28 protein-coding genes and 1 riboswitch are annotated in these 26,992 nt (G+C 72.1%); of the genes, 10 read left to right on the forward strand and 18 right to left on the reverse strand.

Going from position 1 to position 26,992, the window contains the following annotated elements; translation table 11 throughout:
- Positions 1-66: 66 nt before the first annotated feature.
- Together ACGF07_RS06115 and ACGF07_RS06120 are read right to left on the reverse strand one after the other, a co-directional pair.
- Positions 67-801, reverse strand: coding sequence for a helix-turn-helix domain-containing protein (locus ACGF07_RS06115; protein WP_350744210.1), 735 nt, complete (start codon positions 799-801; stop codon positions 67-69).
- A 319-nt stretch (positions 802-1,120) separates the two neighbouring features.
- Positions 1,121-1,783 (reverse strand): DUF4097 family beta strand repeat-containing protein, encoded by a 663-nt coding sequence (locus tag ACGF07_RS06120; protein ID WP_392895870.1) that lies wholly within the window; start codon positions 1,781-1,783, stop codon positions 1,121-1,123.
- A 443-nt stretch (positions 1,784-2,226) separates the two neighbouring features.
- On the opposite strand from ACGF07_RS06120, the gene ACGF07_RS06125 reads away from it, so the two are divergent.
- Positions 2,227-3,453 (forward strand): cytochrome P450, encoded by a 1,227-nt coding sequence (locus ACGF07_RS06125; protein ID WP_392895872.1) that lies wholly within the window; start codon positions 2,227-2,229, stop codon positions 3,451-3,453.
- Positions 3,454-3,461: 8 nt separating this feature from the next.
- On the forward strand, positions 3,462-3,662 hold the full coding sequence (locus ACGF07_RS06130) for a ferredoxin (RefSeq protein WP_350744213.1): 201 nt from the start codon (positions 3,462-3,464) through the stop codon (positions 3,660-3,662).
- A 162-nt stretch (positions 3,663-3,824) separates the two neighbouring features.
- Here the strand turns inward: ACGF07_RS06130 and ACGF07_RS06135 are convergent, their stop codons facing one another.
- The 4 genes from ACGF07_RS06135 to ACGF07_RS06150 form a co-directional block, all read right to left on the reverse strand.
- Positions 3,825-4,247, reverse strand: a complete 423-nt coding sequence (locus ACGF07_RS06135) for a hypothetical protein (RefSeq protein ID WP_392895874.1) — start codon at positions 4,245-4,247, stop codon at positions 3,825-3,827.
- Between the two features lie 124 nt (positions 4,248-4,371).
- Positions 4,372-6,582, reverse strand: coding sequence for a transglycosylase domain-containing protein (locus tag ACGF07_RS06140; RefSeq protein WP_392895876.1), 2,211 nt, complete (start codon positions 6,580-6,582; stop codon positions 4,372-4,374).
- Positions 6,583-6,897: 315 nt separating this feature from the next.
- A complete protein-coding gene (locus ACGF07_RS06145; RefSeq protein WP_350749030.1) occupies positions 6,898-7,098 on the reverse strand; it encodes a DUF397 domain-containing protein in 201 nt (66 codons plus the stop codon).
- Positions 7,091-7,957 carry a helix-turn-helix transcriptional regulator gene (locus ACGF07_RS06150; protein WP_350749028.1) on the reverse strand — a complete coding sequence of 289 codons (867 nt, stop codon included), beginning with the start codon at positions 7,955-7,957 and terminating at the stop codon, positions 7,091-7,093. The genes ACGF07_RS06145 and ACGF07_RS06150 overlap by 8 nt, the downstream gene beginning before the upstream one ends.
- Before the next feature lie 254 nt (positions 7,958-8,211).
- Between ACGF07_RS06150 and ACGF07_RS06155 the strand changes: the two genes are divergently transcribed.
- From ACGF07_RS06155 to ACGF07_RS06165, 3 genes are read left to right on the forward strand one after another with little or no spacing between them, the layout of a single operon-like run.
- Positions 8,212-8,574, forward strand: a complete 363-nt coding sequence (locus tag ACGF07_RS06155) for an ATP-binding protein (protein ID WP_350749025.1) — start codon at positions 8,212-8,214, stop codon at positions 8,572-8,574.
- Entirely contained in the window at positions 8,571-8,816 is a 246-nt protein-coding gene (locus ACGF07_RS06160; protein ID WP_392895879.1) for a hypothetical protein, read from the forward strand. Before ACGF07_RS06155 ends, ACGF07_RS06160 begins: the two co-directional genes overlap by 4 nt.
- Positions 8,813-8,935, forward strand: a complete 123-nt coding sequence (locus ACGF07_RS06165; RefSeq protein ID WP_392895881.1) for a hypothetical protein — start codon at positions 8,813-8,815, stop codon at positions 8,933-8,935. The genes ACGF07_RS06160 and ACGF07_RS06165 overlap by 4 nt, the downstream gene beginning before the upstream one ends.
- Before the next feature lie 61 nt (positions 8,936-8,996).
- Here ACGF07_RS06165 and ACGF07_RS06170 read toward each other — a convergent pair whose 3' ends face one another.
- The 5 genes from ACGF07_RS06170 to hisC all read right to left on the reverse strand — a co-directional run bounded on the left by ACGF07_RS06170 (position 8,997) and on the right by hisC (position 14,402).
- Positions 8,997-9,593: a DUF5666 domain-containing protein gene (locus tag ACGF07_RS06170; protein ID WP_392895883.1), complete on the reverse strand. Its 597-nt coding sequence runs from the start codon at positions 9,591-9,593 to the stop codon at positions 8,997-8,999.
- A gap of 13 nt (positions 9,594-9,606) precedes the next feature.
- Positions 9,607-10,818 carry an ABC transporter permease gene (locus tag ACGF07_RS06175; RefSeq protein WP_392895885.1) on the reverse strand — a complete coding sequence of 404 codons (1,212 nt, stop codon included), beginning with the start codon at positions 10,816-10,818 and terminating at the stop codon, positions 9,607-9,609.
- Positions 10,815-11,618 carry an ABC transporter ATP-binding protein gene (locus ACGF07_RS06180; protein WP_350749015.1) on the reverse strand — a complete coding sequence of 268 codons (804 nt, stop codon included), beginning with the start codon at positions 11,616-11,618 and terminating at the stop codon, positions 10,815-10,817. Before ACGF07_RS06180 ends, ACGF07_RS06175 begins: the two co-directional genes overlap by 4 nt.
- Positions 11,619-11,621: 3 nt before the next feature.
- Positions 11,622-13,016 carry an efflux RND transporter periplasmic adaptor subunit gene (locus tag ACGF07_RS06185; RefSeq protein ID WP_392895887.1) on the reverse strand — a complete coding sequence of 465 codons (1,395 nt, stop codon included), beginning with the start codon at positions 13,014-13,016 and terminating at the stop codon, positions 11,622-11,624.
- Between the two features lie 300 nt (positions 13,017-13,316).
- Positions 13,317-14,402: a histidinol-phosphate transaminase gene (gene hisC / locus ACGF07_RS06190; RefSeq protein WP_392895889.1), complete on the reverse strand. Its 1,086-nt coding sequence runs from the start codon at positions 14,400-14,402 to the stop codon at positions 13,317-13,319.
- Between the two features lie 337 nt (positions 14,403-14,739).
- Here hisC and ACGF07_RS06195 point away from each other — a divergent pair, with 337 nt between their 5' ends.
- The 3 genes from ACGF07_RS06195 (at position 14,740) to ACGF07_RS06205 (ending at position 18,668) form a co-directional block, all read left to right on the forward strand.
- Entirely contained in the window at positions 14,740-15,897 is a 1,158-nt protein-coding gene (locus ACGF07_RS06195) for a LacI family DNA-binding transcriptional regulator (RefSeq protein ID WP_270145572.1), read from the forward strand.
- Positions 15,898-16,614: 717 nt separating this feature from the next.
- Complete coding sequence (locus ACGF07_RS06200; protein WP_350748561.1) at positions 16,615-17,550, forward strand: metallophosphoesterase; 936 nt, start codon at positions 16,615-16,617, stop codon at positions 17,548-17,550.
- Between the two features lie 263 nt (positions 17,551-17,813).
- Positions 17,814-18,668 carry a hypothetical protein gene (locus ACGF07_RS06205; protein WP_392895891.1) on the forward strand — a complete coding sequence of 285 codons (855 nt, stop codon included), beginning with the start codon at positions 17,814-17,816 and terminating at the stop codon, positions 18,666-18,668.
- A 36-nt stretch (positions 18,669-18,704) separates the two neighbouring features.
- Here ACGF07_RS06205 and ACGF07_RS06210 read toward each other — a convergent pair whose 3' ends face one another.
- Both ACGF07_RS06210 and ACGF07_RS06215 read right to left on the reverse strand, forming a co-directional pair.
- Complete coding sequence (locus ACGF07_RS06210) at positions 18,705-19,241, reverse strand: hypothetical protein (protein ID WP_392895893.1); 537 nt, start codon at positions 19,239-19,241, stop codon at positions 18,705-18,707.
- A 91-nt stretch (positions 19,242-19,332) separates the two neighbouring features.
- Positions 19,333-20,328: a LysR family transcriptional regulator gene (locus ACGF07_RS06215; RefSeq protein ID WP_392895895.1), complete on the reverse strand. Its 996-nt coding sequence runs from the start codon at positions 20,326-20,328 to the stop codon at positions 19,333-19,335.
- 107 nt (positions 20,329-20,435) lie between these two features.
- Here ACGF07_RS06215 and ACGF07_RS06220 point away from each other — a divergent pair, with 107 nt between their 5' ends.
- Positions 20,436-20,822: a VOC family protein gene (locus tag ACGF07_RS06220; protein WP_350748564.1), complete on the forward strand. Its 387-nt coding sequence runs from the start codon at positions 20,436-20,438 to the stop codon at positions 20,820-20,822.
- A gap of 130 nt (positions 20,823-20,952) precedes the next feature.
- On the opposite strand, the gene ACGF07_RS06225 is transcribed toward ACGF07_RS06220, so the two are convergent.
- On the reverse strand, positions 20,953-21,720 hold the full coding sequence (locus tag ACGF07_RS06225; RefSeq protein WP_350745926.1) for a DUF2637 domain-containing protein: 768 nt from the start codon (positions 21,718-21,720) through the stop codon (positions 20,953-20,955).
- A gap of 106 nt (positions 21,721-21,826) precedes the next feature.
- Positions 21,827-22,084 (reverse strand): hypothetical protein, encoded by a 258-nt coding sequence (locus tag ACGF07_RS06230; RefSeq protein ID WP_350745929.1) that lies wholly within the window; start codon positions 22,082-22,084, stop codon positions 21,827-21,829.
- Positions 22,085-22,155: 71 nt separating this feature from the next.
- On the opposite strand from ACGF07_RS06230, the gene ACGF07_RS06235 reads away from it, so the two are divergent.
- Positions 22,156-23,766 (forward strand): IS21 family transposase, encoded by a 1,611-nt coding sequence (locus ACGF07_RS06235; protein WP_392895897.1) that lies wholly within the window; start codon positions 22,156-22,158, stop codon positions 23,764-23,766.
- A gap of 394 nt (positions 23,767-24,160) precedes the next feature.
- On the opposite strand, the gene ACGF07_RS06240 is transcribed toward ACGF07_RS06235, so the two are convergent.
- From ACGF07_RS06240 to thiC, 3 genes are all read right to left on the reverse strand, one after another.
- Entirely contained in the window at positions 24,161-24,580 is a 420-nt protein-coding gene (locus ACGF07_RS06240) for a PIN domain-containing protein (RefSeq protein ID WP_350745934.1), read from the reverse strand.
- Positions 24,577-24,798, reverse strand: coding sequence for a type II toxin-antitoxin system VapB family antitoxin (locus ACGF07_RS06245; RefSeq protein ID WP_392895900.1), 222 nt, complete (start codon positions 24,796-24,798; stop codon positions 24,577-24,579). Before ACGF07_RS06245 ends, ACGF07_RS06240 begins: the two co-directional genes overlap by 4 nt.
- 135 nt (positions 24,799-24,933) lie before the next feature.
- The gene (gene thiC / locus ACGF07_RS06250) at positions 24,934-26,748 is read right to left on the reverse strand and encodes a phosphomethylpyrimidine synthase ThiC (RefSeq protein ID WP_392895902.1); all 1,815 of its coding nucleotides are present in this window, start codon (positions 26,746-26,748) and stop codon (positions 24,934-24,936) included.
- Positions 26,743-26,878, reverse strand: a riboswitch (TPP riboswitch). It overlaps the preceding gene by 6 nt.
- Positions 26,879-26,992: the final 114 nt, after the last annotated feature.

Raw genomic sequence — 26,992 nt, forward strand, 5'->3', positions numbered from 1 at the left:
GGTTCGTCTCCTCCGTGGGCGGGTGCGGTCGGCACGTCGGGCTCGTCTCCTCCGTGGGCGGGCTCGTCAGTCGGTGCCGTCCGGGGCGGGCGCCGGCTTGCTGTGGAGGATTTCCCGGGCCTGCTCGGCGGCACGGGCGATGCTCTCCGAGACGAAGTCCATGAAACGGGCGACGTTCTCCAGCCGGACGCCGGCCGGGGTGGCGGCGCCGAGGACACCGGCGCCCTCGCGTGCGATCTGGACGAAGCGGGCGTTGGCGCGGGCGGTGGACATCATCGACTGGTACCAGACGTCGTCGTCGACGACGTAGCGCTCCCGGCGCCGTTCGTCGCGTTCCCGGCGGACGAGGCTCTGGCTGTCCAGGAACGCGATCGCCTTGGAGACGGACGCCGGGCTGATCCGGAGGCGCTGGGCGAGCTCGGACGCGGTGAGGCTGCCCGTGTCGGAGGTGAAGAAGCAGGCCAGCACCCGGGCCGCCATCCTGGGCACGCCCGACTGGATGAAGACGGCGGCGAACATCTCCTCGTACGCGCGCACCGCCTCGACGTCTCGCCCGTCGTCGGCCGGGGGCGCGGCCGCACTCCGGGCGGCGGGCTGCCGGCGGCGCTGGGCGCGGCGTTCGGTGGCCCGGTGGGCGAGTTCGGCGCGGTAGGCGGTGGGGCCGCCGTTGCGCATCACCTCGCGGGTGACGGTCGAGGTCGGCCGCTCCAGGCGCCGGGCGATCTCCGCGTACGCGAGGCCGTCGGCGAGCCCCAGCGCGATCTGCTGGCGTTCCTGTTGGGTGAGCCTGCCTCCCGGCATCGCGGTCTCCTCCGTGGGCGTCCTGTGATGCGGCCACAGTAGCCCCACCTCGAACCCATTGCAACGATACGAGATCCGCCCGCCACTTCCGAGGGGGTGGTACGACCAGAGGACCGCCCCTCTGCCAGCGCTGATGATGCTCTACCGCCGAGCTGTCGCCGACCGCCCGACGCCATGCAACGCGGCTTTTCCTCGGCCGGAAACACGCGCTCGGCGGTCCGGCAGTCGGCGGCACCGAAGGCCGCCGGGCGCCGCGCGGGCCGCGCACGGGCACCCGGCCCTCGCGCGGCCCGTAGGCGGCCGGTCCCCACGGACGGGCTCAGAGGCTGCGGGCGGTGATGTCGCCGTGGTTGGTGGTGGCCCGGATGTCGAGGCCGACGGTGCCGTCGTTGCGCAGCGAGTTGGTGACCCGGCCGTGGGCGGTGCCGGCGTCGAGGGACGCGGAGGTGCCCGCCGCGGCGCCGACGGTGATGCTGCCGGACTCGGCCCGCAGGGTGAGGGTGCCGCGCACGGCCTCGGCGACGCGGATGTCGCCGCGGGCGGTGCTGATGGCCCCCGGGCCGGTGAGCCGGCCGATCTCGACGTCGCCGTCGACCGCGGTCAGGCGCAGGCTCGCGGCCTCGTCCACCTTGATCCGCTTGTAGGCGCCCTCGAAGTCGACGTCGCCCAGGCGCCCCACGCCGCGCAGTTCGGCGGCCGCGGTGCGGGCCTCGACGCGGGAGCCGGCCGGCAGCTGCACGGTGATCTCGACGGCGCCGGGGCCGACCAGGCCGTTCTCGGCCTCGGCGGTGTGGATCCGCAGGACGCCCTCGGCGTAGCTGACGGTGGTCCGCTCGGCGGTCCGCACGTCGCGGCTCTTGCCGGGGTCGGCGGGGCGGACCTCGACGGTGGTGTCGGTGCGGTCGGCGGCGATGAACTGGAGGCGGCCGGCGGGGACGTCCAGGACGGCGGCGATCGGGGCGGCGGTGGCGAAGGTCTGCATGGTCTCTTCTCCTTGTTCGTTCGGCGGGCCCTTCTTGGCCCGTCGTTTCCGACAACGGAAAAGCTACGTTGCGTTCATAGATCTGGCAACGCCTTCGTTGCGTCAAACTGACACCCTCGCAGGTGAAGCGCGCAGAATCGTTGCACCCAGAGTGAATCGAACGCAACAGCACGCCGGAGCAGCCGTTGCAATGCATGTGAAATGAACGCCACGCCGGGCGACCGGCCGCGAATCCCGGGCGGGACGGTGCGCACTCCTCCGTCCCAATAACTGATGAAACGTCAAAATTACTTACTTGCAGCACCGTTGAAGCGAAACACGGCCGCCCTTCGCAGACGGAGGATCTGGCATGATGGGCCACCCGATCCGCGCTCGACCCCGGGTGCCGGTCCGCGCCGGCTTGACTCCTTGATCGCCTCGACGGGCGGAAGGTGAGGATGATCGTGACAGCCACCGACACCCCGGCCGGCGAGGCCCCCGCCTACCCGATGGCGCGCAGCTGCCCCTTCCGGATGCCCGACGGCTACGAACGCCTGCGCGCGGACGGGCCGTTGTCGCGGGTGACGCTCTACGACGGCCGGCAGGTCTGGCTGGTCTCCGGGAGCGCGGAGGGCCGCGCCCTGCTGCTCGACCCCAGGGTTTCCGTGGACGTGAGGCACCCGTCCTTCCCCGCTCTGACCCCGCAGTCCGCCGAGCAGGCCGAGGCCGGGTTCTCGCCGCCGCTGAGCGGCGTCGACGACCCCGAACACGGCCACCAGCGGCGGATGGTGATCCCCGCCTTCGGCGTCCGGCGGATCGCCGCCCTGCGCCCGAGGATCGAGGGGATCGCCGAGGAGCTGGTGGCGACGATGGTGGCCGGAGGCGGCCACGCCGACCTGGTCACCTCGTACTCCCTGCCGCTCGCCTGCGCGGCCAACTTCGCGCTGCTGGGCGTCCCGGACGAGGACGGCCGCTACATCGCCGAACGCACCCGCCAGGTGCTCGCACCGTCCGGCGGAAACGCCCCCGGCCAGGCCGTGAAGCTCTTCGACGAGATCCTCGACCGGCTGCGCGAGCTCATCGCCCGCAAGGAGCGGGAACCGGGCACCGGGCTGATCGACGACCTCCTGGCCGCCAGGGCGGACGGGGGCGGCATGGACGGCGACCGGCTGGTGGCTCTCTGCGCGATCCTCCTGACCGGTGGCGACGACACCACCTCCAGCACCATCGCGGCCGCCGTCCTCGCCCTGCTGGAACACCCGGACCAGCTCGAACGCCTGCGCCTCGAGCCGGAGTCGATCAGCGGAGCGGTCGACGAGCTGACCCGGCTCACCTCCGTCGCGGACGTGCTGCCGCGCGTCGCCACGGCGGACATCGAGCTGGCCGGGCGGACCATCCGGGCGGGGGACGGCGTCCTCGTCTCGCTGATGCTGATGAACCGGGACCACGCGGTCTGGCAGGAGCCCGACACCCTGGACATCGACCGCAAGGCCGGCCGCCACGTCGCCTTCGGGTACGGCATCCACCAGTGCGTCGGCCAGAACCTCGCCCGGGCCGTCATCGAGACGGCCCTGACCGTCCTGCTCCGTCGCGTCCCGACCCTGCGCCTGGCCGTCCCCGCCGACCAGGTGCGGGCCAATCCCCCGTACGTGCTGCAAGGCAGCGTGCCCGCGCTGCCGGTGACCTGGTAGGAGCCTCCGTGGGTACCGACATCGAGATCGACACGGCCCGGTGCATCGGCGCGGCCCTGTGCACCCGGCACGCGCCAGAGGTGTTCACCCAGGACGACGACGGGGTGGTGGAACTCCTCCCGGGCGGCACGGGCACGGCGGCGGACCCGCTGGTCCGGGAGGCCGCCGAAGCCTGCCCCGTCCAGGCCATCACCCTGGGCACCGGGTGACGGGAGCGTCCTGACCGCCGCGGGCGCGACTCCGCTTCCCGAGGCGCCCGCCCCACGGCCGGTCTGCCGGACGGAACGCGGCCTGTACGCCGGGTTCTGTCTCCCGGCGAGGGGCGGCGCAGGAAGTCGGCTCGGCCGACTTCCTGCGCGGGCCGGCCCGGGTCACCGCTTGGGGAAGGCCGCCTTGAGGGCGCCGCTGCGGGTCAGGAAGGCGACCGGCAGCACGGCGAGGGCGGAGAGCCCCTGCAGGGCGGCGTACCAGGGAGGGCAGATGCCGGGGATGAGGTCGACGCCGATGACGGCGATCGGCATGACCGTGGAGATGGTCCGGAGGCGGCCGAAGGCCTCGTAGGAGCCGGCCTCGGCGCGGGCGGTCATCCGGAGGAACAGCGGGGCGAGCGCGGGGAAGATGACGGCGCGGATCCACATGAAGGGCGTGGTCTGCTGCCCGGCGAAGGCCGTCGCGGCGACGGTCCCCAGGACGACGACGCCGATCACGCCGAAGAGCACGAGGCACTTCTTCACGGTGGTGAAGGCGTCGCCGGTACGGGAGTTGTCGAGGTTCGAGCTCGCGGTCATCGCCATGGTCCTGTCCTCCGTGTCGTGGTGCAGACGACGTTACGGAGGCGGCGGACGGTCGAACACGGGTCTGGACCCACACCTGGGGTGGGGCTGGACCCACCCCAGGTGCCGCGGGACGCGGTCTCGATCAGCGCTGCGGGCTCGACGGGCCGGTGCTCGGAGCGTCCGTGCTGGTCGCGGCGCCGCTCGGGCCGGCGGGATCGGGCTTGGGTGTTGGGTCGGGGATGTCGGCCATCGACAGGGACTGCTTGGGCGTGCCCCGCAGGGCCTGGTTCATGGCGTCCCGCCAGATCGGTCCCGGGCCGTCCGCGCCGAACACCTCGGTGCGGTACTTGCCGTTGATGGTGATGTTGCGCATCTCGACGCCGCCGGCGGGGCCGCCGAGCCAGACGGAGGTGGCGAGCTGCGGGGTGTAGCCGCTGAACCAGGCGGCCTTCTTGTGGTCGGAGGTGCCGGTCTTGCCGGCGATCTGCCGGTTCCCCTCCAGGCTGAGCGCGGCGCCGGTGCCGTTGTTCTCGGTCACGCCGTTCAGGACGGTGTTCATCGCCCGGGCCGTCGTCTCGGAGAACACCTGCTCGCAGCGACCGGCCGGAACGGGCACGTCCTTGCCGTCCACCGTGGTGATCCTGTTGATGGCGATCGGACTGCAGTGCTTGCCCTCGGCGGCGAAGGTCGCGTACACGTTGGCCATGGTCAGCGGGCTCATCTCCTCGACGCCCAGACCCATCGCGGGGACCTCGTCCAGCGGCTTGCCGCTGGCCCTGGTGCTGATGCCGAACTTGTTGGCCATCTGCTTGACCGCGCAGAGGCCGATCTCCTGTTCCATCTGCACGAAGTAGGTGTTGACGGAGAGCGCCATGGCCATCTTCAGCTGGTAGGGGCCCTTCTCGCTCGCGGACTCGTTGGGCACCACGGTCTTGGGGCGGGTCTCGTTCTTCCAGGTCCCTTCGCAGGTCTTCATGGTCGGGTACTCGAGCTTGTTCGGGGACGAGTACTCCTGGGTCGGCGGCAGGCCCGCCTCCAGCGCGGCGGCGGCGACGATCGGCTTGAAGGTGGAGCCGGGCTGGAAGCCGTTGCCGCCGCCCATCGAGGCGTCGACGTTCAGGTTGACGACGGTCTGGTTCTTGCTGGTATCCAGGCCGTACGGACGGGTCTGGGCCATCGCCAGGATCTTGCCGGTGCCGGGCTCGACCATGGTGGCGGCGGCCGAGACGCTGTCGGTGACGCGCACGTTGCTGGTCACCGCGTTCTGGGCGGCGGCCTGCTTGTCCGGGTCCAGCGTGGTGTAGATGTTCAGGCCGCCGGTGTCCCAGAGCTTCTTCCGGTCGTCGGCGGACTTGCCGAAGGCCGGGTCCTGCTTGACCACGTGCCGCACGTAGTCGCAGAAGAAGCCCATGCCGGCCTTGGCGGTGATGCAACCGTTCTGCGGCTCAAGGTAGTTGAGTCCGAGCGGGGCGGCCTTCGCCTCCTTCGCCTGGTCGGCGGTGAGGTGCTTGTTCTCCACCATCTTGTCGATGACGGTGTCGCGCCGCTTCTGGGCGGCCTGCGGGTGCAGCTTCGGGTCGTACTGGGAGGGGTTCTGCACCAGCCCGGCGAGGGTGGCGGCCTCCGCGATGGTGAGGTCCTTGTTGCTCTTGCTGAAGTAGCGCTGGGACGCGGCCTCCACGCCGTAGGCGCCGTTCCCGTAGAAGGTGATGTTGAGATAGTTGGTGAGGATCTGGTCCTTGGTCAGGTCCTCCTCCAGCTTGATCGCGACCTTCAGCTCCTGGATCTTGCGGCCCAGGGTCTTGCGCTGCGCCTCCAGTACGGCGTCCCTGTTCTCACCGGCCTTCTCTACGTTGACGTTCTTCACGTACTGCTGGGTGAGCGTGGAGGCGCCCTGGGAGGCGGTGCCGCTCTCCGCGTTCTTGCTCAGCGCCCGCAGCACGCCCTTGAGGTCGACGGCGCCGTGCTCGTAGAAGCGGGCGTCCTCGATGTCGACCTGCGCCTGCCGCATGTACGGGGACATCTGGTCGGCGTTCAGGACGGTGCGGTCGCGCTCGTAGACCTTGGCGATCAGGCCGCCCTTGGCGTCGAAGATCTGGGTGGCCTGGGTGAGCGGCGGGGCCTTGAAGTCGTCGGGGATGTCGTCGAAGCTCTCCGCCGTGTCCTTGGCGGTCAGCCCGATGGCGCCGACGGCGGGCAGGACGAGGCCCGCCAGCAGCGCGCCGGACAGGACGCTCCCACCCAGGAAGGTCGCACCGAGACGGGCCAGCCGAACCGGCCCGTTGCGTGCCGGGCGCGGCTCCGCACCGTCGGAGGAATTCCCAGTCGGCGGCGGCGTGGTGTTCGATTCCATTCCGGCATGCTAACCCTGGATGTTCACTGGTCGAACAGATTTTCTCACAAACCCGCCATGACCTCGCAACATGCGCCACGAGTTCTTCCCCGGGGCGGGCGATCGTGTACGAACTCATCGAACGCAGGAGGAATACGTCCGTCCGAATGCGACCGGCCGCCCCCTCCCACGCGGCGCCCCTCCACCACATTGATGCCCCGACCGGCGCGAAACGTTGCACGCCCGGCCGCCCCACTCAGGACGCCGCCGCAGAGGACCGAGCGCACGGCAACCGGCGGCCTCTTGCGGGGAGCAAGAGGCCGCCGGAACGATTCGCTAGGCGTTGGCGGTCATGTGGTCGAACTCGCCGGCCTTCGCACCCCGGAGGAACGCCGCGAACTCGGGAGGCGTGGTGCCGACGATGACGTCGCCCTCGTCGGACTCACGGAGTTCGATCACCCCGTTGACCGTACGAACTTCGACACATTCCGAGTTAGCCGCCGAATAACTTGACTTCTGCCAGGTAGAGTCAGACATGCTTTCTTTCCATATCCTTCTTGAGGGATCGAATAAACTCCCGGGAGTCCTCCTCCGAGAGCGCCGCCGAGCCGATCCGTTTGAGCAAGGAGCGGAACTGGGCGGTATGGGCCGGCGCATCGTAGAGCACGCTGTCGACGCCTGAATCCATCTGGGCTGTGTCGAGCTCAGGAATCGGTCCTTCGACATAAGTGAAATTTTCGTGGTTGACCGGAAGGGTATCCACGTCGAACAGGACTACCCGGATCGAGATGGTTGGCCGTTCGGAGTCCTCGATCAGGCTTCCAAGCTGCTCGGCCTGTACTTCACGGCCGCCGAACTGCATGCGCAGCGCTGCCTCGTGGATGTAGGCAGAATACGGAGTTCCTCCCGACCGGACCACGGTCTGCCGCTTCAGGCGGAAGGCGGTTCTCAGGTCGACCTCATGCTGCGGGAGCAGCGGGAATCCTCGAGCGAAGACTGCAGAAGCGTAAGCAGCAGTCTGCAGCAACCCAGGGATAAAGGCCATGGTGTAGGTCGAGAGCCCGTGGGCACGGCCCTCCATTTCAGCCATCTCCAGGAAGTGCTGTGAGAGGCGCCCTCGGTACTCCTCCCACCAACCGCCCTTGTCCCGATCCGTAATGATGTCCGCCAGTGCGTCGATCAGGGGCTCGTTGACACACATGCACAACGCAGCGATCGTGCGCAGGCGTTCGACGCTGATGCCGGTCTTCCCGCTCTCCATCTGCGTCACGTGGGCCGGATTGATGCCCAGCGCGCGGGCGAGCTGACTGCCACCGAGGCCGGCTTGCTCCCGCATCCTGCGCAGCTCGGCACCCAGCCGCCGCTGGCGGAGAGTTGGGTTCGATCGAAGCGCCATGGCGTCCTCTCTGCAGGTCGTGAGATCAGTGTGCCTCAGAGCCGATGCCACGTTAGAGGTAACTTCTCGCAGCCCGCCACAAATCTGTGGCGGGCTGCGCTATCGTCATCCTCAGCTCGATCCGACGGCCCGTCAGTCTGTCGCGTTTCCGGGGCAGTAGGCGCACTCTGCCCTGGCGCCGAAGAGCAACCAGCCCCACCTGGCCTGGCTCACGGCATCCCTCTCCCTCCCACCACCCCCTCACGGAGGTTCCCGTGTGCACCCGTAACACGCCCTCGCTCACCCTCTCCAAGCAGGCCCTCCGCGCCGCCCTCACCCGCAGCAACTGCGACCCCGAGACCATCTTCGACGCCGAGCTCGCGCTCGCCGAACTGATCGTCAACGCCTGGCGCTACGGGGACACGACCGCTCCCGTCGTCTTCTTCTCCATCCTCGGCTGCACTCTCCACGTCTCGGTCTCCGACGAGTCCGACGCCCTCCCGCACCAGCGCACACCGACCGGCCTCGCCGAGACCGGGCGGGGCCTCCAGCTCGTCGAGGGCCTCACCCACCGCTGGGGTGTCGACCCGCAGAAGCGCGGCAAGAGCGTCTGGTACGAGCTGGACTTCGCCTCGTGAGCCGCGACCCCGTCGCCCCGGACGACTCCCGCATGCGCGACTACACCAGACCGCAGATCACCGCGCTCCTGGGTGAGTTGCACCGGCGCGGCATTCCCTACGGCCTCCTCTGGGGCTCCGCCTCCACCCCCGAGACCACCCTCGACGGCCGCATCCTGGTCGACTTCGGCAACGCACCCGTGAGCACCCTGCTCAACCTCCTCCACCTGCTCCGCGACCTGGACCGGGACCGGGACCTGTGAAGTTCTTCGTGGGCGCGATCCTCCTCGCGCTGCTCGCCCTCGCGATCGCCACCGTGGCCCTGGGCGTGATCGCCACCCTGAAGATGCCCCGCCCCGACGACCCGGACCAGCGGCGCTGAACGCGCGGAGGCCCTCGCCCCGAGCAGGGCGAGGGCCTCGCGGTCGTCCGGCCGTGCCGGGTCAGCCGCCGGACGCGTTCCGGTTCCCGCCCCCTCCGAAGCCGCCTCCTCCGAAGCCGCCGCCGCCGAAGCCGCCGGCGGAGCCCTCGACGAGTTGGCTGGCGTTGTAGCCGCCGTTGGAGTCCGGCGTCCCCACGACCGTCACGCTCTGGCCGGGCTGGAGGTCGGCGGTCTTGCCCTCCTTGTTGAGCTGGACCTTGGTCGAGTCCGTCGTCGTCACCTTGATCGTGTTGCCGTTGGCGTCCGTCAGGTACACGGTGTTGCCGTCCACGGCCTTGACCGTGCCGCGCGCGAACCCGGGCTGCCCGCCCTGGCCCTGCCCACCCTGGCCCTGGCCGCCCCGGCGGCCGCCGTTCTGCCCGTAGCCGCCCGCGGAGGACCCGGCACCCGCGGCCCGGGTCGAGGAGGACTTCCCACTCGGCGCCTGGCCCTTCTCGTACCAGACCCCGCCCGCGAAGGCGCCCGTGGCGATCACGCCGCCCGCCAGCACGAGGCTGAGCCAGGGCAGCTTCCGTCGCGGCGGTGCCGCCAGCTCGCCGCTGACGTCCCGCGCGTCCGGCGGCGTGGACAGCAGCGTCACCTGATCGTCCTGGTTCATCGTCGTACTGCTCCTACTCGTGCCGGAGGGCGTCGATCGGCCGCAGGGTGGCGGCCCGGTTGGCGGGGTAGCTGCCGAAGAACAGCCCGATGGCGACGGCGATGGCGAACGCGCCGAGCACCGATTCGGGGATCACCACCGGTTTGATGCCGACGATGCTGAAGTGCGAGCCGGCGATGCCCGCCGCCACGCCCAGCCCCGCGCCGATCACCGACAGCAGGGTCGACTCGGTGAGGAACTGCCCGAGGATCACGGCCCTCGGTGCGCCCAGCGCCTTGCGGATGCCGATCTCCCGGGTCCGCTCGGTGACCGTCACCAGCATGATGTTGGTGATCCCGATCCCGCCGACCAGCAGCGAGATCGCCGCGACCGCGCCGAGCAGCACGGTGAACGTCTTGGTCGTGCTCTCCCGGGCGGTGAGCAGCGACGCCTGGTTGGTGATCCGGAAGTCGGCCTTGGTCGGGTCGGCGATCGCGTGCGTCCCGAGCAGCACCCGGGTGATCTCGGCCTGCGCCGCCGTCGTGGTGTCGGCGGACGCCGCCTGCACCAGGATCTGGTTGACCGGGCCGAAGCCGGTGAACGCGTTCTGCACGGTCGGCAGCGGTGCGATCACCACGTCGTCGGGGTCGGTGAAGCCGCTGCCGCCCTTGGCCTGGAGCACGCCCACCACGGTGAACGGCGTCCCGCCGAGGACGATCTTCTTCCCGACCGGGTCCTCGGTGTCGAACAGCTGCTTGGCCGTGGTGGCACCGAGCACCGCGACCTTGCGGGAGCCGAGCACGTCGTCGTCGGTGAAGTACTCGCCCCGCGCGACCTTCTGGTTGGCGGTCTCGAAGTACGCCGGGTACGTCCCGACGATCGAGCCGGGGCTGTAGGAGATGTTCCCGTACAGCGCCGTCCCGCTGGTGGTGACGACGGGCGCCACGGACCTGACCGCCGACGGGTCGGCGCCGCTCGCCAGGGCCTTGGCGTCGGCGACCGTCAGCTTCTTCACCGAGGCCACCGATCGCGAGCCGCCGGCCGCCGAACCGGCGCTGACGGTCAGCGAGTTGGTGCCGAGCGAGGTGATGGAGTCCTTCACCGCCTGCGAGGAGCCGTTGCCGACGGCCAGCAGCAGGATCACCGAGGCGACGCCGATCAGCACCCCCAGCATGGTGAGCGCCGAGCGCACCTTGTTGGCGGCCAGGCCGCCGACCGCGAAGCGGAGCGTCTGCCAGAGGATCACGCCGGCACCCCCACCTGGAGCAGGGCGGGCGGCGGCCCGTCGACCGGCGCCTGCCGGACGTCGCTCACGATCTGCCCGTCGACCAGCCGCAGCACGCGCTTGGCGTGCCGGGCGACCTCGTCCTCGTGGGTGATCAGCACGACGGTGCGGCCGGTGGCGTTGAGCCCGTCGATCAGGGCCAGCACCTCCTCCGTCGAGCGGCTGTCGAGATTGCCGGTGGGCTCGTCGGCGAGCAGCAGCGCGGGGGCCGTGACCAGGGCGCGCGCCACCGCGACGCGCTGCTGCTGGCCGCCGGAGAGCTGGTTGGGCTTGTGCCCGGAGCGGTCCTCCAGCCCCACCAGTGACAGTGCGGCCAGGGCCCGGCGGCGCCGCTCGGCGGAGCGCACGCCCGCGTAGGCGAGCGGCAGTTCGACCTGGGCGAGGGCGGTGGTGCGGGGCACCAGGTTGAAGGACTGGAAGACGAAACCGATCTTGCGGTTGCGGACCAGCGAGAGCTGCTGCTCGTCCAGGTGGCCGACGTCGATGCCGTCCAGCAGGTAGCGGCCGGAGGTCGGGACGTCCAGGCAGCCGAGGATGTTCATCAGGGTGGACTTGCCGGATCCCGAACTGCCCATCACCGCGACGTAGTCGCCCTGCTCGATGTCCAGGCTGACGCCCGCCGGGCCGCCGGTCGCCGGGTCGTCCGGGCCGCGCAGCGCGTGCACGGTGGCGTCGCCGTGCCCGTACGACTTGGTGAGCCGGCTGATCCGGATCACCGGCACGGGCTTCGCGGGGACGCGCTTGTCGATGACGTGACGCATGGCTCAGCCCCTGCCGCCACGACCGCTGCCGCCGCTGCCCGCGGCCCCGCCCGGGAAGCCCGCCCCGGCCCCCGCGCCGCCGGCACCGCCCCGACCGCCGGCGCCGCCGCCGAGACCGGGGAAGGAGGCGTTCGGGAAGCCGTTGGTGCCGCTGGTGGTGGGGAGTTCGACCTTGTCGCCCTCGGCGAGGCCGGACACGACCTGCACGGTGCTGTCGCCCTCGACGCCGACCCCGACGGTGACCCGCTCGGTGCTGCCGTCCGTGTGCACCACGGTGGCGGTCCGCGAGGAGCCGGTGCCCGAGAGGGCGGAGGTGGGCAGCGAGAGCGCGTTGTCCGCCTCGCCGGTGACGACCTGGACGGTGGCGCTGAGGCCGGTGCGCAGGGTGCTGGTGTCACCGCTGAGCTGGAGCGTGGCCGAGTACTGGACGGCGGACGAGCCGGCGGCTCCGGAGCTGCTCACGGGCAGCGAACTGACCGACAGCACCGTCGCGTTGAGCTTGGTGTCGGACTGCGCGTTCAGGGTGACGGTGGCCGCCTCGCCCTTCTTCAGCTTGAGCGAGTCCAGTTCGGAGAAGTTGGCGGTGACCTGCATCCCGGTCGGGTTGGTCAGCACGATGAAGCCGCTGGGGGAGCCGGAACCGGCGCTCGCTCCGGTGGACTTGGCGGTCGAGGAGGACGAGGAGCCGGCGGCGGTGGCGCCGACGGTGTCCCCGACCTTCGCCGAGATCGAGGCGACCGTGCCGTCCACCGACGCGGTCAGGGTGGTGCCGGCCAGCGCGGCCTGGGCGTTGGTGAGGTTGGTCTGCGCGGTGGCGACCTGCTGCTGGGCCTGGGCGACGGCCGCGTCGTCGACCTTGGTGGTGGTGATGGTGGTGGTCTGCGGGGCGGGCGTACTGCTCCCGCCCGCCCCGTGTCCGCCGCCGGAGCCGGCCCCCGCACCCGAGGCCGACGGAGCACTCGTCGAGGAGGAGGACGGCGGGAGCGGCTCGGTGGTCGTCGTGGTGACCCCGGCCTGCGCCTTGGTGAGGTTGGCGTTGGCCGTGGTGAGGGCCGCGCGGGCGGCGTCCAGCTGCTGCTGGGCCGCGGTGGTGTCGACGGTCGCGAGCACCTGCCCCTTCCTGACGGTGTCCCCGACCGCGACCTTGACGGCCGTGAGCCGCCCGCCGGTGGTGAAGTCCTGGGCCGCGTCGGTCGGCGACACCAGGGTGCCGGTTCCGGACACCGTGGCCAGGACCGTCCCCTTGGCGACGGTCGCGGTACGGGCGACGGGCTTGGCCGCGGCCGTGCCGCCGCTGCCGTTGACCGTGGCGTACGCCAGGGCCGCACCGCCCAGGAGGGCCACGCCGAGCGCGGAGTTGACGAGGACGGCGCCTCGCCGCCGTGGGAGCACCTTCATGGCGGACAGCTTCGCTGGGCGCTCTTGCGGAGTCCTGGGCGCGGGCTGGGAGAAGACTGACCGGCCGGATCCGGGCATTGCGGGCCGATCGCCCGTCCCGCGCGGGCGCCTTGGCCCGGGCGTGGCCGATCGTTGGCCGAACTCCCAGCGCTCTCCCAGCGATCCCCAGCCATCCGGGAGGGCGGCTGGGCCGGTCCTCGGGGACGGCGGCCCCGGCGCGTCCCCGGGGAGGGTGCCCCCGGACGCCCCCCGGAAACGCCGCGGGGGCGCACCCGCGTGGAGTGCGCCCCCGCGAGGACCTCAGCCCTCGATCTCCTTGCGGAAGGCCTCCGCCACCGCCAGGAAGATCGAGTTGCCCTCGGTCTCCCCGATCGACACCCGCACGCCCTCCGGGAACGGCCGGACGATCACGCCGGCCTCGGCGCAGGCCACGGCGAAGTCCGCCGAGCGGTCGCCGAGCCACAGCCAGACGAAGTTGGCCTGCGAGTCCGGGATCTCCCAGCCCTGGGCGCGCAGCCCGGCCACCACCCGGTCGCGCTCGCCGACCAGCGCCTCGACCCGCTCCAGCAGCGCCTGCTCCGAGCGCAGCGAGGCGACGGCGGCGTCCTGGGCGAGCTGGCTGACGCCGAACGGGACGGCGGTCTTGCGCAGCGCGTTCGCCACCGGCTCGTGGGCGATCGCGAAGCCGACCCGCAGCCCCGCCAGGCCGTACGCCTTGGAGAAGGTGCGCAGCACGCACACGTTCGGGCGGTCGCGGTAGAGGTCGATGCCGTTGGGCACCTCGGGGTCGCGGATGAACTCGATGTACGCCTCGTCCACGACCACCAGGACATCGGCGGGCACGGCGTCGATGAAGCGTTCCAGCTCGGCGCGGTGGATCACGTTGCCGGTGGGGTTGTTGGGGTTGCAGACGAAGATCAGCCGGGTGTTCGGCGTGATCGCGGCCAGCATCGCGTCGAGGTCGTGGTCGCCGCCCGCGGTGATCGGCACCGGGACGGGAGTCGCGCCGGCGACCTGGGTGATGATCGGGTAGGCCTCGAAGGAGCGCCAGGCGAAGATCACCTCGTCGCCCGGGCCGGCCGTGGCGAGGACCAGCGACTGGGCGACGCCGACCGAGCCGGTGCCGGTGGCGATGTGCTCGGCGGGGACGCCGAAGCGGGCGGCCAGCTCGGCGGTCAGCTCGCTGACGCCCATGTCGGGGTAGCGGTTGAACGAGCCCGCCGCCGCGATCGCCGCCTCCAGCACGCCGGGCAGCGGGTCGTTCGGGTTCTCGTTCGAGGACAGCTTGTAGGCGTCGGCGCCGGCCGGCTTGCCGGGCTTGTAGGTGGGGATGCCGTCCAGGGTCGGCCGCAGGCGCGGGCCCTGCGCTGACGTACCACTGCTCACCGTCGTACTCCTTCGTGTCTCTCCGGTCCGCCCCGCCGTGCCACGGTCGGGATCACCGCCGTGGCCCGGGACATCGGAACGCGCCCGGACCACCCCGGTCGGGTGCCTTGCACGATACCGACCGGCCCTCACCCGTAGGAGTGAGATGCCCGGACGGGTTACAGGCGCGGATCAGCCATTCTGCAGGGTTCCAATGGCACATGTCAGAGGTAAGACGGCTGGTTTCGGGCGGGTATCGAAGGGGCGCACCCCGGCTCGTTCATGGAGAAACGTATCTCCGAAGGCCCCCGATGCGCCGGTCACAGACCCTTGTCAGGAGCCATACGATCGGTCCGCCATGACAGCAGCAGCCAACCAGAGCGGTCGGCGTCCCACCACCTCACGGCGTCTGGAGCGGGCCGGCATCCGGGATGTGGCAGCAGCCGCCGGAGTGTCGATCACCACCGTCTCCGACGCTCTGAACGGAAAGGGCCGCCTGCCCGACGAGACCCGCAGCCGGGTGCGCGAGGTCGCCGAGCGCCTCGGCTACCGCCCCTCCGCGGCGGCCCGCACCCTGCGCACCGGACGGTCCGGCCTGATCGGGCTGACCGTCACGACCTACGGCGAAGAGCCCTTCACCTTCACCGAGTTCGCGTACTTCGCCGAGATGGCCCGGGCCGCCACCAGCGCCGCCCTGGGCCGCGGCTACGCGCTGGTGGTGCTGCCCGCCTCCTCCCGCCACGACGTCTGGGGCAACATCGCCCTGGACGGCACCGTGGTGATCGACCCGCCCGACCAGGACCCGCTGGTCAGCGAGTTGTACCGGTCCGGCGTCCCGGTGGTCAGCGACGGCAAGCCCGGCAACTGCCCGGTCACCGCCTGGGTCGACAACGACCACGAGGCCGCCGTGCTCGGCATCCTGGACCACCTCTCCGAGGCCGGCGCCCGCCGGATCGGCCTGCTCACCGGCACCAGCACCGACACCTACACCCGGCTCTCCACCGAGGCCTACCTCGGCTGGTGCGCCAAGGTCGGCCAGGAGCCGGTGTACGAGGCGTACCCCGCGCACGACCCGGCGGCCGGCGCGGTGGCCGCCGACCGGCTGCTCGCCCGCCCGGACCGCCCGGACGCCGTCTACGGGCTGTTCGACCCCAACGGCACCGACCTGCTCGCCGCCGCCCGCCGGTACGGCCTCCGCGTGCCGGACGACCTGCTGCTGGTCTGCTGCAGCGAGAGCGACGTCTACGCCGCCACCGAGCCGCCGATCACCACGCTCTCGCTCAAGCCGCGCAAGATCGGCACCACCGTGGTCAACCTGCTGATCGACGCCATCGAGGGCGTCGACTCCGGCACCGGCGTGGACATCGCCCGGCTCTTCCCGCCGCGCTTCCGCACCGCCGGGAACGGCCCGCCGCCGGGCACCCTGATGCCCACCGAGCTGATCGTCCGCGCCTCCTCCCAGCGGCGGAGCCCGCGCACCACCGTCAGCCCGCCCCGTCCGCCGGGCGAGGTCTGAGGGGCCGGCCCGGCCCCCACCCCCTCGCCCGTCAAGCGCGGTCCAGACCTCGGACGAGGCCCGGACCGGGCGCGGAGCGGGCCGACGCCCCGCCGACGCGCTGACGAGACCCTACCGAGCCGGGACAAAACGGACCTTGCGGGACGGCCCGGCTGACGCTCCGGAGGATTGGATACCCACCAGGTGACGACGGCGGGAGAGTGGTCTTCCTATGATGGGCGAATGACTCCCGAGGACCGCTTCCCCGGACCCGAGCACCCCCACTCGGGCCCCCGCCACCAGCCGGACCTCGACGTGCTGCCGTACGGCACCTACTACGAACCCGAGTCCGCACCGGGCTACCAGGACGCTCCGTACGACGCGGAGACCTACAGCGGCTACGGCGGCGCACGCTACCTGGAGCAGCACTGGCCCGCGGACGGCCAGCGGCACGGCCACACCGTGCACGCCCAGGGAGTCGGCGCCGACCACCCCCGGGCGTTCGCGCACCAGGGGCAGGGCGGGTACGACGGCGCCGACGGCTACGAGGAGCAGGGGGGCTTCGAGGAGCAGCAGGGCGCCTACGAGGAGCGGAACGGGTACCAGGAGCGAGCCGGCTACGACGGAGCGAACGGCTACCAGGACCGCCCCGGCTACGAGGAGCCGGGCACGTACGAGGAGCAGGCCGCGTACGAGGACCACGGCGGCTACGACGACCGCTCCGGCTACGAGCCCACCCTGCCGGACCAGCCCTCCCCCGCCCACCGGCTCGCCGGCCGCGACGACCCGCCGACCATCGAGCTGGGCCCGCCGCTGCCCGACCCCGCCGCGCCGACCTACCCGTACCCGGCCCCCGGCCCCGGCGAGCCGCCCGGCCCGGTCTACGTCGTCGGCGACGTGCACGGCTACCTCGAGGAACTGCGCGCCGAACTGCGCCACCAGGGCCTGATCGACGAGGACGGCCACTGGTCGGCCGGGCGGGCCCGGATCTGGTTCCTCGGCGACTTCACCGACCGCGGCCCGGACGGCATCGGCGTCATCGACCTGGTCATGCAGCTCGCCGCCGAGGCCGCCGCGGCCGGCGGCTACTGCCGCGCCCTGATGGGCAACCACGAACTGCTGTTCCTGGGCGCCGCCAAGTACGGCGACGAGCCCGTCCAGTCCACCGCCGGCACCGCCTCCTTCCTCGCCGCCTGGCGGCTCAACGGCGGCCAGCAGAACGACCTGGACCGGCTGGAGGCCCACCACATCAGCTGGCTCTCCCGGCTGCCCGCCATCGCGCTGGAGGACGGGCACCTGCTGCTCCACTCCGACACCACCGCGTACCTGGAGTACGGGGAGTCCATCCCCGACGTCAACGACGCCGTGCACAGCGTGCTCGCGGACGGCGGCGTCGACGAGTGGTGGGACTGCTTCCGCCGCTTCACCAAGCGCTTCGCCTTCCGCGGCGACGCCGGACCGACGGCCGTCCACGAGCTGCTCGACACCTACGGCGGCACCCGGATCGTGCACGGGCACAGCCCGATCCCGTACCTCACCGGCGCGGTGCACGCGGACGACGGGCAGCCGCCGCACATCCCGGGGCCGTACGTCTACGCGGACGACCTGGCGGTGGCGATGGACGGCGGGGTCACCATGGAGGGTCGGCTGCTGGTCGCGCGACTGCCGATCTGACGACCTGATCCGCAGTCAATCCGCTGGAATCGTCGAACGCTTGTTCCCGGCGCTCGCGGTGCCGAATGCGCGCGGCCCGGGGCGCGAAATTCCGGAAACCGACTGTCAGCACAGGCGCGCCCGCCCCTACCATGAGGCACACCACACCCGGCCGCCCGTCCGGCGGCCCGCCTCCGCGCCCGTTTCGGCGTCCTGAGGGTCCCCGCGTCCTCGATGCGCGTCCTTCCTCGATGCCGGTCGGGGTCCGCATGAACGGGGTCCCCATGTCCAACCCCCCGCCGCTGCTCGCCGAGGACCGCCCGGAGTACGAGCGCCTCCTCGGCGAAGCCCTGCGCGACCGCACCGTCCTCGCCGCCCTGCGCGCCCCGGGCGCGCTCACCGCCGACCAGCTGCGCGTCCGCGCGCTGCGGGACGCCGACCGCGTCAACGCCGCGGCCGCCACCGAGTACGCCCACTACACCGGGCTGCGCGAGAGCCTGCGCACCACGCCCCCACCGCCGACCGACGCCGAGCCGTACGCCCCCGGACTGCTCAGCCAGCTGCGCTCGGGCAACGGCGGCGCCGGGCTGTTCCCCGTCCTCACCGTGCTCACGCCGATCCTCGCCTGGTCCGCCGCGCTGGTGCTGCTGCTGATCGGCTACCTGCTGCGCGCCGCCGACTCCGGGCTCGCCCTCGCCGGTTCCCTGGTCACCGCCGGCTGGGTGGCGCTCGCCGCCGGGGTCGTCGCGATGGCCGTCGGCACCATCGGGCTGCTCCTCACCGCCATACGCGGCGGAGCGGCCGTCCCGGCCGGCATCGACCGGGAGCTGGCCGCCGAACTCACCGCAGCCCGCGGCGAATGGCGCACCGCCCTGCGCGACCGCGGCCTGCTGCCCTACCTCCACGCCCACCTGCCGGCCGTGCCCGGCCGCCCCGCCCCCGCCTTCGGCAGCCCCGGGTTCACCCCACCCGACTTCAGCAGCCCCGACGGCACCGGCCCCGGCCGCACCGGCCCCGGCCCGGGCGACCCCGCCGGCGCCGCGGGGCACACCGCCCGGCCCGCCGCCTTCACCACCCCCGACTTCACCGTCCCCGGCTACACCTCGCCGGACTTCACCGGGCCGGACGACGTGCGCTGAACCGAGCCGCGGCCGTGCGGCCGGGGCCTCCGCCGGTCAGACGGCCGGCACCGCCGTCGCCACGCCGGTGTTCCGCGCCGGCCGGCCGTCCGACGGCGAGGTCGACGGCGGGGTCGACGGCCGGGCCGACAGCCGGGCGGACAGCGCCCGCTGGCCGTTCGCGATCCACCGCACCGGCCAGCGCAGCAGCACGTACAGGGTCAGCGCCCAGCCCAGCGCGTGCACCGTCCACACGCCCGCCATGGTCGGGCCGCCCCAGGCGTGGTGGTAGTCGGTGTGCAGGTACCAGATCGGGTAGCCGAAGTTCCGCACCGAGTTGAACAGCGCGTAGCCGACGACGACCAGCGCCGCCGCGTCCAGCGGCAGGCCGAGCACCAGCCGGGCCAGCACCCGGCCGCCCGTCCAGCCCCTGCCGCCGGACACCCGCTGCTGCCACCGGGCGGCCCGCCCGGGCCGCCCGGTCAGGACCAGTGCCGCCCCCACCGCGCCGGCCGGCAGCGCCAGTCCGGCCCGGACGGCGTCGCGGACGACGGTGCCCACGGCGGTGCTGGACTGACGGTGGATCGCGGACATCCTCGGGCTCCTTCACCCTCGCTCGGCTGTTGTCCTCATCCTGGCGCGGCACCACCCCGCCGATCGTCACACCGGGGAGCCGGATCGGACGTCATACCGGGGTACTACCCGCCCCCGCCCCCGGCTCCTCGGCGGCGGACGCGCCCGCCGTGCCCACCACGTCCGCCGCGCCCACCACGTCCGCCACGTCCGCCGCGGCCCGCGCGAACTCGCGGACCCGCGCGGTGGTGTTGCCCCGCCGCCAGACCAACCCCCGCTCGATCAGCGGGGCGTCGTGGATCGGGACGTACGCGAGGTCCGGCCGCGGGTAGTACCGGCGGCAGAGCTCGCCCACCGGCAGGACGCCCCGGCCCATCGCCACCAGGCTGAGCATCTCGGAGAACGTCCCGCCGACCGGGCCCTCGGGGACCGGGCGGCCGGACGGCGTGCGGTCGGGCGTGCGGTCCCGCTTGAAACCGACCGAGGTCACCGCCGGGTACTGCACCACCGGGTGGTCGGCAAGCACCTCCAGCGACACCGAGGCCTCGGCGGCCAGCCGGTGCCCGGCCGGCACGGCCAGGACGCGCCGCTCGGTGAGCACGACGGGCCCGAGGGCCATGCCACCGAAGGGGAAGGACGCGACCAGCACGTCGATCGAGCCGTCCTCCAGGCTGGACCGGGAGTTGGCGAGCTGCACCTCACGGACGTCCACCCGGCAGTCGGGGTGGCGCTCCCCGAACAGCGCAACGGCCCTGGTCACCACCGGCGCCGTCCACTCCCCGAGGAACGCGACCCGCAACTCCCCGGTCACCCCCGAGCTGGCGTCCACCGCCCGGCGCACCGCCTCCTCGATCGCGGCCACCGCCGGCGCCAGGTCCTCGGCAAGCCGGCGCCCCACCGCGGTGATCCGGACGGACCGGCTGGTGCGCTCGAACAGCGGGCCGCCGATCCGGCGCTCCAGCGTCCTCACCACCTGGCTGACCCGCCCGGTGCTGAGGTGCAGCCGCTCGGCGGTCCGGCCGAAGTGCAGCTCCTCGGTCAGCGCGAGGAAGACCTCGATCTCCAGTCGTTCCAGCACGTCGGCCCCCGTCGTTGAACCCGCGATCATTAAGTCAGGCTCAACGATCGTACGGCGATCGGGCATTGATGTCCGCCAGCGGGCGGAGGATCGTGGAACCCGTTCCCACCCGCCACTCCCGACCGGAGCCGATCACCATGCGCGTCATCGCCCTCGACCACCTGGTCCTCAACGTCAGCGACATCGAGCGGTCCCTGGCCTTCTACACCGGACTGCTCGGCCTGGAGCCCGTCCGGGTCGACGAGTGGCGGGCCGGCAAGGTCTCGTTCCCCTCCGTCCGGGTCACCGGCGACACCATCATCGACCTGTTCCACCGCCCCCGGCACGAGTCCAACGTCGACCACATCTGCCTCACCGTCGAGCCCCTCGACTGGCAGGAGGTCATCGACTCCGGCGCCTTCACCGTCCTCGAAGGCCCGGTCAGCCGCTACGGCGCCCGCGGCGACGCCGTCTCCCTCTACGTCCAGGACCCGGACGGCAACACCGTCGAGCTCCGCTGGTACCCCCAGGACGCCACGAGCTGACCGGCCGTCCTCGCAGCGGGAGGCGCCGTCCCGGCCCGACAGGGGTGGGCCGGGACGGCGCCCCCGACCCCCACCGCGCGGGAGCGCCGCCCGGGTCGGACCGGGGCGGCGCTCCCGCGTGCCGCGTCGGTCAGCGGCGCGCCCGGTGCCCGGCCGGGCGGTCGAGCCGCTGACGCGCACCCCGGGCGGCGGTGAGCTGGCGCACCAGCTGGTGGAGCGAGATGACGCCGGTGAGCGGGGGCAGCCCGGCGACGACGACGGCGGACGGTGTCCAGGAGACGTCGGCGACGCACAGCGCGGCCGCGATCCCGGAGAAGAGCACGACGACGACCCAGGAGTGGAACGGCTGGCGGCCGTGCTGGACGGCGCGCAGGACAGAGAGGCACCCCGCGAGCCACGGCCCGTAGACGACCACCGGCCACAACGGCGACAGGCCGCACGGCACGCGCGGGAACGCCATCTCCTGCAGCGGGCCGTAGGAGAACACCCAGCCCAGTGCACAGGCCGCGATCACCGTCACCGCGGTGAGCACGCCGATCAGGGAGCTGATCAGTTGGGGCCAGGCCGGCCGGGGGAAGGGGGACCGTCGGCGGTGGCGGGAGGCCGGCGGGCCGGCGGGTCGGCCGGTCCCGGTCGGGTCCGGTGGGTCGACCGGTGCCCGCGGGGGCGGTACGAACGGCGCCTCCGTCCCCCAGCCGCCGGCCGAGGTGACGATGGAGTGGAACGCCTGGGCGTCGCCGTAGGCGGCGCTGAGGGCATGGGTGAAACCCTCGCCGTACCAGTCGTCCGCCGGACGGGACGCCTCGTGGTCACCGGCGCCGGTCCAGGCCCCGCCGCCCGGCTCGCCGTAACCGTGGCCCCCGTACCCGCCGAGGAGATCGGTCACACGGTCGTACACGGCACGCTCCTCACGTCGGGACCGGGCCGTGGCCCGGTCCGGCTCCCGGTCCGGCTCCTGGCCCTGGCCCCGACCCGCACCGCGGATCCCGGTGCGACCGGCGCCGTCATGACTCGGCCGGGAAGAGCAGGGCCCCGATCCGGGCGGCGAAGTCGCTCTCCAACTGGCCGATCCTCCGCACGAGGTCGGCCAACGGGCGCGAGGTGTGCGACAGGACGGTCCGCTCGCCGTTGCGCGAGAGGTAGCCGGTGGACACGTCGCCCACGGCGTTCCGGCGGTCGGGGACGAACAGCCACGGTCCGAGCGGAACGACCGGATCCCGGACTGCGGCCGACAGGGCGTGGGGCAGGCATGGTGAGGTCACGGGTTCCTCAACGAGGAGCGGGCGGAGCGGTTTTACGACATCCGGGCGTCCTTCCATATTCGATATCGGAGATGCTCGGCAAATTACCCAGAATAAATGCGCGAGGGGTCAATCTTATCCCGTCGAGCACCTTTCCCGACGCGGCCCGGCGAGTAATCCTATACTCACCACCGGGCGCCGCTCGCCAAAAATCCCCATGCAAAAGAATCGCAAGAGAAACGTTTCACCGCCCTTCTCAATGCTATGTTCCCTGCTTGCCCTTGGCATATTCGTCGACTAACGTCGTACCGACTTCGACCCTGGGAGGCTTCTTGCTCAGCTGGAAGGAATATCGGGAAGCCGTTAAGCTCCATCACCAAGGATGGTCGACGATAATGATCTCCCGACATCTCGGGCGTGATCGAAAAACAGTGAGGTCATATCTACGCGGAGAGCGAATCCCGGGCATCCGAATTTCCTCCCAGGACGGCTTCCTCCGGTTCCTGCCGTACTGCCGTCAACGGCTCGCGGAGGACCCCCACCTCGCCGCGACGATCCTCTTCGACGAGGTCGTCGACCTCGGTTACACGGGCGGCTACTCGACCTTCACCCGGGCCCTGCGCAGGCACCGGGCACGGCCGCGCTGCGCACAGTGCGAGGAGGCGGCCCCGGAGTGGGGCAGCCCATCCGCTCCCGAACCGAGCGGGACGGCCGTCGAGTTCGACTGGCTCCGGATCCCCGTACCACCGGCGAGCTGGGGCTACGGCAACCGGGCACGGCTGCTCATCGGCTCGCTCAGCGGTCCCGGCCCGGACGTCGGCGGCGACCTCGGCCGCTGGGCGGTCGCGCTGGCGGAGGACCAGGACCTGCCCCACCTCGTGGAAGCCGTCGACCTCGTGCTGAGGCGGCTCGGCGGCACCCCCCGGTGCTGGCGGTTCGGCCGGACGCCGGCCGTGTGGTGCGCGAGGACCGACCGGGTGACACCGGTGTTCGGCGAGGTGGCCCGGCACTACGGCGTGCGCGTCGAGTGCCGCCAGCCGGCCGACCGCCGTTCCCACACCCGCCGGACCCTGGACGAGGCCCTCCGTTCCTGGTCACGCGGACTGACGGACGACACCACCCTCCAGGACGCCCGGCACGGCCTGGTCCGGCTGGCCGCACACCTCGACAACCGCGCCAGGGGCTCCGACCGGGCACGCCGTGCGGCCGGCGGCCCGCACCCGGCCACCGCACTCCGGGAACTGCCGCCCACGCCCTACCCCGTCCGCGTCCGCGCCGGCCGGACCGTCACCGCCGACGGCCTGGTGCCCTTCCGCGGCAACTTCTACGCCCTGCCGGACCACCTGGTCGGCGCCCCGGTGGAGGTCCGCCAGTGGCTGGACGAACCCCACCTGTCCATCGCCACACCCGCGGGCGCCGTCATCGCCCGTTGCCCGCTCGCCCCCGAAGGGGCCGGACTGACGGTCGTCGAACACGACAGCGCCGTCGCCGTACTGGAGCGGCACCCCGTGTCGGCCCCCGACACCCCGCCCTGCCGGCGGAACACACCGCGCCCGCCGTCCCCGCAGGCCCTGGCCGAGGCCGACGCGCTGCGCGCCCGGTCCGACGTCCCGCCCGGTCGCCACCTCGCCGGGGACGGGGACGACACGACGCCGCGGGTGCCCGCCCAACGGGACCGTCCGCCCGGCGGGACCGGCGCCTGAGCGACCGTCACCAGCCCCTTGCGGCGCGGGCTGCGGCGTGGACCGCGCGCGGCCCGACGGCGCCGGAGCCCCACCTCCGGTACCACGTCATTCCGGACCGCCCGTGCGCGCTCGGAAGCGGTGCGATCACCGCCCAGCCCTCCGGGCGGCGCTGGACACGGCTGCGGCCCTGGAGCCGATCCGGACTCCCGAGCCGCAGCCGTCGTCGACGTCAGTCGGCCAGCGGGAGGTAGACCCGGTGGCCCTGGGCCGCGAACTCGGCCGACTTCGGCCGTGCCTTCCAGGGCCTCGGCGTCGTAGCCGGACTTGACGGCGGACGAGCCGTCGCCGTGCTCGTCGCGAATCCTCATCGAGCAGAACGTGGAAGCAAGCACCGCGCGACGAACGGACCCACCTACTGCGGAACGTCACGGACGCTGCGTTGGACAACGTCGGTCAGCACCCCGGCCGCGGTGACGAAGTCGTTGTCGTCGTGCAGCACGATCAACCCGTGGTGGGCCGCGGTGGCGCAGATCATCAGATCGACGGTGGACAGCGCCCGGACGGCTCCGCCGCTCTGGGCGAGCCGAAACTGAGCGGACTCGATCCAGCCCCACATGTTCTTCGGCAGGGGCACGTCGGGGTAGAGGTCGGCGAACATCTCGCCCATCTGCTCGTAATGGACGAGGTGGCGGGCGGAACGCCTGAACTCGGTGCGTTGGGGAGCGCACGACCCGATCACGCGCAGATCGATGTCCTCCCCCCATGCATCGTTCAGGTGCTGCTCGCGAAGCAGCCGCCACACGGCAGTGGAGTCCGCGAGGTACCGGATCACTCAGCTCCCCGCTTCTCCGCGTCATGGAGCTGCTGCCAGCCCTCGTAGTCCCACTCCCGGGCAGCCTGCATGTGCCGAGCACGCCGAGCAGCACGCTCGTGTCTCTCGGCGTACTCGCGGAGGGCGGTGTTCACCACGTCCTTCTTGGTCGCCCCTCCGGAGAAGCGCAGAGCCTTCGCCAGGGCGTCATCATCCAGGTCGATGGTCGTCACGCTCATGCATGCCTCCGACATATAAGGCCAACAACACCTCTGAATATAGCAGCGGCCGTCCTGGACCGGGCCGGAAAGGACGGGCGCCGCTCCCCGGAGACCAGTCCCGGGGAGCGGCGCCTTCCGGAGCCACGTCGCGCGTCAGTCGGCCAGCGGGAGGTAGACCCGGTGGCCCTGGGCCTTGAACTCCTCGGACATGGCCTGCATCCCGGCCACGGCCTCCGCGCCGAACTCGGTGGAGACGGCGGCCGAGCCGTCGCCGTGCTCGTCGCGGATCTTCTGCGAGATCTTCATCGAGCAGAACTTCGGGCCGCACATCGAGCAGAAGTGAGCCGTCTTGGCGGGCTCGGCGGGGAGGGTCTCGTCGTGGAAGTCCCGTGCGGTCTCCGGGTCGAGGGCCAGGTTGAACTGGTCTTCCCAGCGGAACTCGAAGCGGGCGTCGGACAGGGCGTCGTCCCAGGCCTGGGCGCCGGGGTGGCCCTTGGCGAGGTCGGCGGCGTGGGCGGCGATCTTGTAGGTGATCACGCCGGTCTTGACGTCGTCCCGGTTGGGCAGGCCCAGGTGTTCCTTGGGGGTGACGTAGCAGAGCATCGCGGTGCCCCACCAGGCGATCATCGCGGCACCGATGCCCGAGGTGATGTGGTCGTAGCCGGGGGCGACGTCGGTGGTGAGGGGGCCGAGGGTGTAGAACGGCGCCTCGTCGCAGATCTCCTTCTGGAGATCCATGTTCTCCTTGATCTTGTGCATCGGGACGTGGCCCGGCCCCTCGATCATCACCTGGACGTCCCGCTCACGGGCGATCCGGCCCAGCTCGCCGAGGGTCCGCAGCTCGGCGAACTGCGCCTCGTCGTTGGCGTCCGCGATCGAGCCGGGGCGCAGGCCGTCACCGAGCGAGAAGGTGACGTCGTAGCGCGCCAGGATGTCGCAGAGTTCCGCGAAGTTGGTGTACAGGAAGTTCTCCTGGTGGTGCGCCAGGCACCACGCGGCCATGATGGAGCCGCCGCGCGAGACGATCCCGGTCTTGCGGCCCGCGGTCAGCGGGACGTACCGCAGCAGCACGCCGGCGTGGACGGTCATGTAGTCGACGCCCTGCTCGCACTGCTCGATGACGGTGTCCCGGTAGACCTCCCAACTCAGCTCCTCGGCCCTGCCGTCCACCTTCTCCAGGGCCTGGTAGAGCGGCACGGTGCCGATCGGCACGGGGGAGTTGCGCAGGATCCACTCGCGGGTGGTGTGGATGTTGCGGCCGGTGGAGAGGTCCATGACGGTGTCGGCGCCCCAGCGGGTGGCCCAGGTCATCTTCTCCACCTCCTCCTCGATCGAGGAGGTGACGGCCGAGTTGCCGATGTTGGCGTTGATCTTCACCAGGAAGTCGGTGCCGATGATCGCCGGCTCCACCTCCGGGTGGTTCACGTTGACCGGGATGACGGCCCGGCCGCGGGCCACCTGCTCGCGCACGAACTCGGGCTCCAGGCCCTCGCGCAGCGCCACGAACTCCATCTCCGGCGTCACCACGCCCCGCTTGGCGTAGGCGAGTTGGGTGACGGCGGCGCCGCCGCGGCCACGCAGCGGGCGGCGCGGGCGGCCGGGGAAGACGGCGTCCAGGTTGCGCAGGTCGCCGCCGCGCGGCGCGGTGTGCCTGATCCCGTCGTCCTCCGGGCGCGGCTCCCGGCCGTCGTACTCCTCGACGTCGCCGCGCTGGCGGATCCAGGCGTCGCGCAGCGCGGGCAGGCCGCGCCGCACGTCGGGCTCGTACGCCGGGTCGGTGTACGGGCCGGAGGTGTCGTACAGCGGGACGGCCCGGCCGTCGGTGAGCCGCACCTCGCGGTAGGGCACCCGGAGGTCCGGGCGGGAGCCGCTCCGGTAGGCCTTGCGCCAGGCCGGGCTCGGGTAGCCGGTGCGCTCGCTGCTGGGGGTGCTCGGGGCAGGCTGCGGCTGTGCTTCGAACGTGGTCATCTGACCTCTACTCCCTACGCCGGCATTATCCGGTCCAGGTTCCTGCGGTCGACGCAGCCGTCGGTCCGTCCGTCGACGTCCCGGTCAGCGTCCTCTCAGCCCGGTGCTCCGAGCTCCCGCGTCCGCAGGCGGTGTTGCCTGCACATGACGCCCAATACCGTAGCGAGCCGGTCGCCGCAGGTCCAGACGGCCCGGGCGGCGGTCCGGCCGGAAAAGGCCGGGGCCCGGCCCCCGTGGACGGGGT

Origin of the sequence: Kitasatospora sp. NPDC048194, assembly GCF_043202455.1 — a bacterium.
In the GTDB taxonomy this organism is placed as follows: domain Bacteria; phylum Actinomycetota; class Actinomycetes; order Streptomycetales; family Streptomycetaceae; genus Kitasatospora.

Excerpts from the sequence above, each read along its gene's own strand:
- ACGF07_RS06145 (WP_350749030.1), bottom strand. The coding sequence starts at position 7,098 with ATGTCTGACTCTACCTGGCAGAAGTCAAGTTATTCGGCGGCTAACTCG.
- ACGF07_RS06140 (WP_392895876.1), bottom strand. The coding sequence starts at position 6,582 with ATGGAATCGAACACCACGCCGCCGCCGACTGGGAATTCCTCCGACGGT.
- thiC (WP_392895902.1), bottom strand. The coding sequence starts at position 26,748 with ATGACCACGTTCGAAGCACAGCCGCAGCCTGCCCCGAGCACCCCCAGC.
- ACGF07_RS06235 (WP_392895897.1), top strand. The coding sequence starts at position 22,156 with ATGCTCGGCAAATTACCCAGAATAAATGCGCGAGGGGTCAATCTTATC.
- ACGF07_RS06170 (WP_392895883.1), bottom strand. The coding sequence starts at position 9,593 with ATGAACCAGGACGATCAGGTGACGCTGCTGTCCACGCCGCCGGACGCG.
- ACGF07_RS06135 (WP_392895874.1), bottom strand. The coding sequence starts at position 4,247 with ATGGCGATGACCGCGAGCTCGAACCTCGACAACTCCCGTACCGGCGAC.
- ACGF07_RS06205 (WP_392895891.1), top strand. The coding sequence starts at position 17,814 with ATGTCCAACCCCCCGCCGCTGCTCGCCGAGGACCGCCCGGAGTACGAG.
- ACGF07_RS06210 (WP_392895893.1), bottom strand. The coding sequence starts at position 19,241 with ATGTCCGCGATCCACCGTCAGTCCAGCACCGCCGTGGGCACCGTCGTC.
- ACGF07_RS06115 (WP_350744210.1), bottom strand. The coding sequence starts at position 801 with ATGCCGGGAGGCAGGCTCACCCAACAGGAACGCCAGCAGATCGCGCTG.
- ACGF07_RS06220 (WP_350748564.1), top strand. The coding sequence starts at position 20,436 with ATGCGCGTCATCGCCCTCGACCACCTGGTCCTCAACGTCAGCGACATC.
- ACGF07_RS06180 (WP_350749015.1), bottom strand. The coding sequence starts at position 11,618 with ATGCGTCACGTCATCGACAAGCGCGTCCCCGCGAAGCCCGTGCCGGTG.
- ACGF07_RS06185 (WP_392895887.1), bottom strand. The coding sequence starts at position 13,016 with ATGAAGGTGCTCCCACGGCGGCGAGGCGCCGTCCTCGTCAACTCCGCG.
- ACGF07_RS06245 (WP_392895900.1), bottom strand. The coding sequence starts at position 24,798 with ATGAGCGTGACGACCATCGACCTGGATGATGACGCCCTGGCGAAGGCT.
- ACGF07_RS06120 (WP_392895870.1), bottom strand. The coding sequence starts at position 1,783 with ATGCAGACCTTCGCCACCGCCGCCCCGATCGCCGCCGTCCTGGACGTC.
- ACGF07_RS06150 (WP_350749028.1), bottom strand. The coding sequence starts at position 7,957 with ATGGCGCTTCGATCGAACCCAACTCTCCGCCAGCGGCGGCTGGGTGCC.
- ACGF07_RS06195 (WP_270145572.1), top strand. The coding sequence starts at position 14,740 with ATGACAGCAGCAGCCAACCAGAGCGGTCGGCGTCCCACCACCTCACGG.
- ACGF07_RS06215 (WP_392895895.1), bottom strand. The coding sequence starts at position 20,328 with ATGATCGCGGGTTCAACGACGGGGGCCGACGTGCTGGAACGACTGGAG.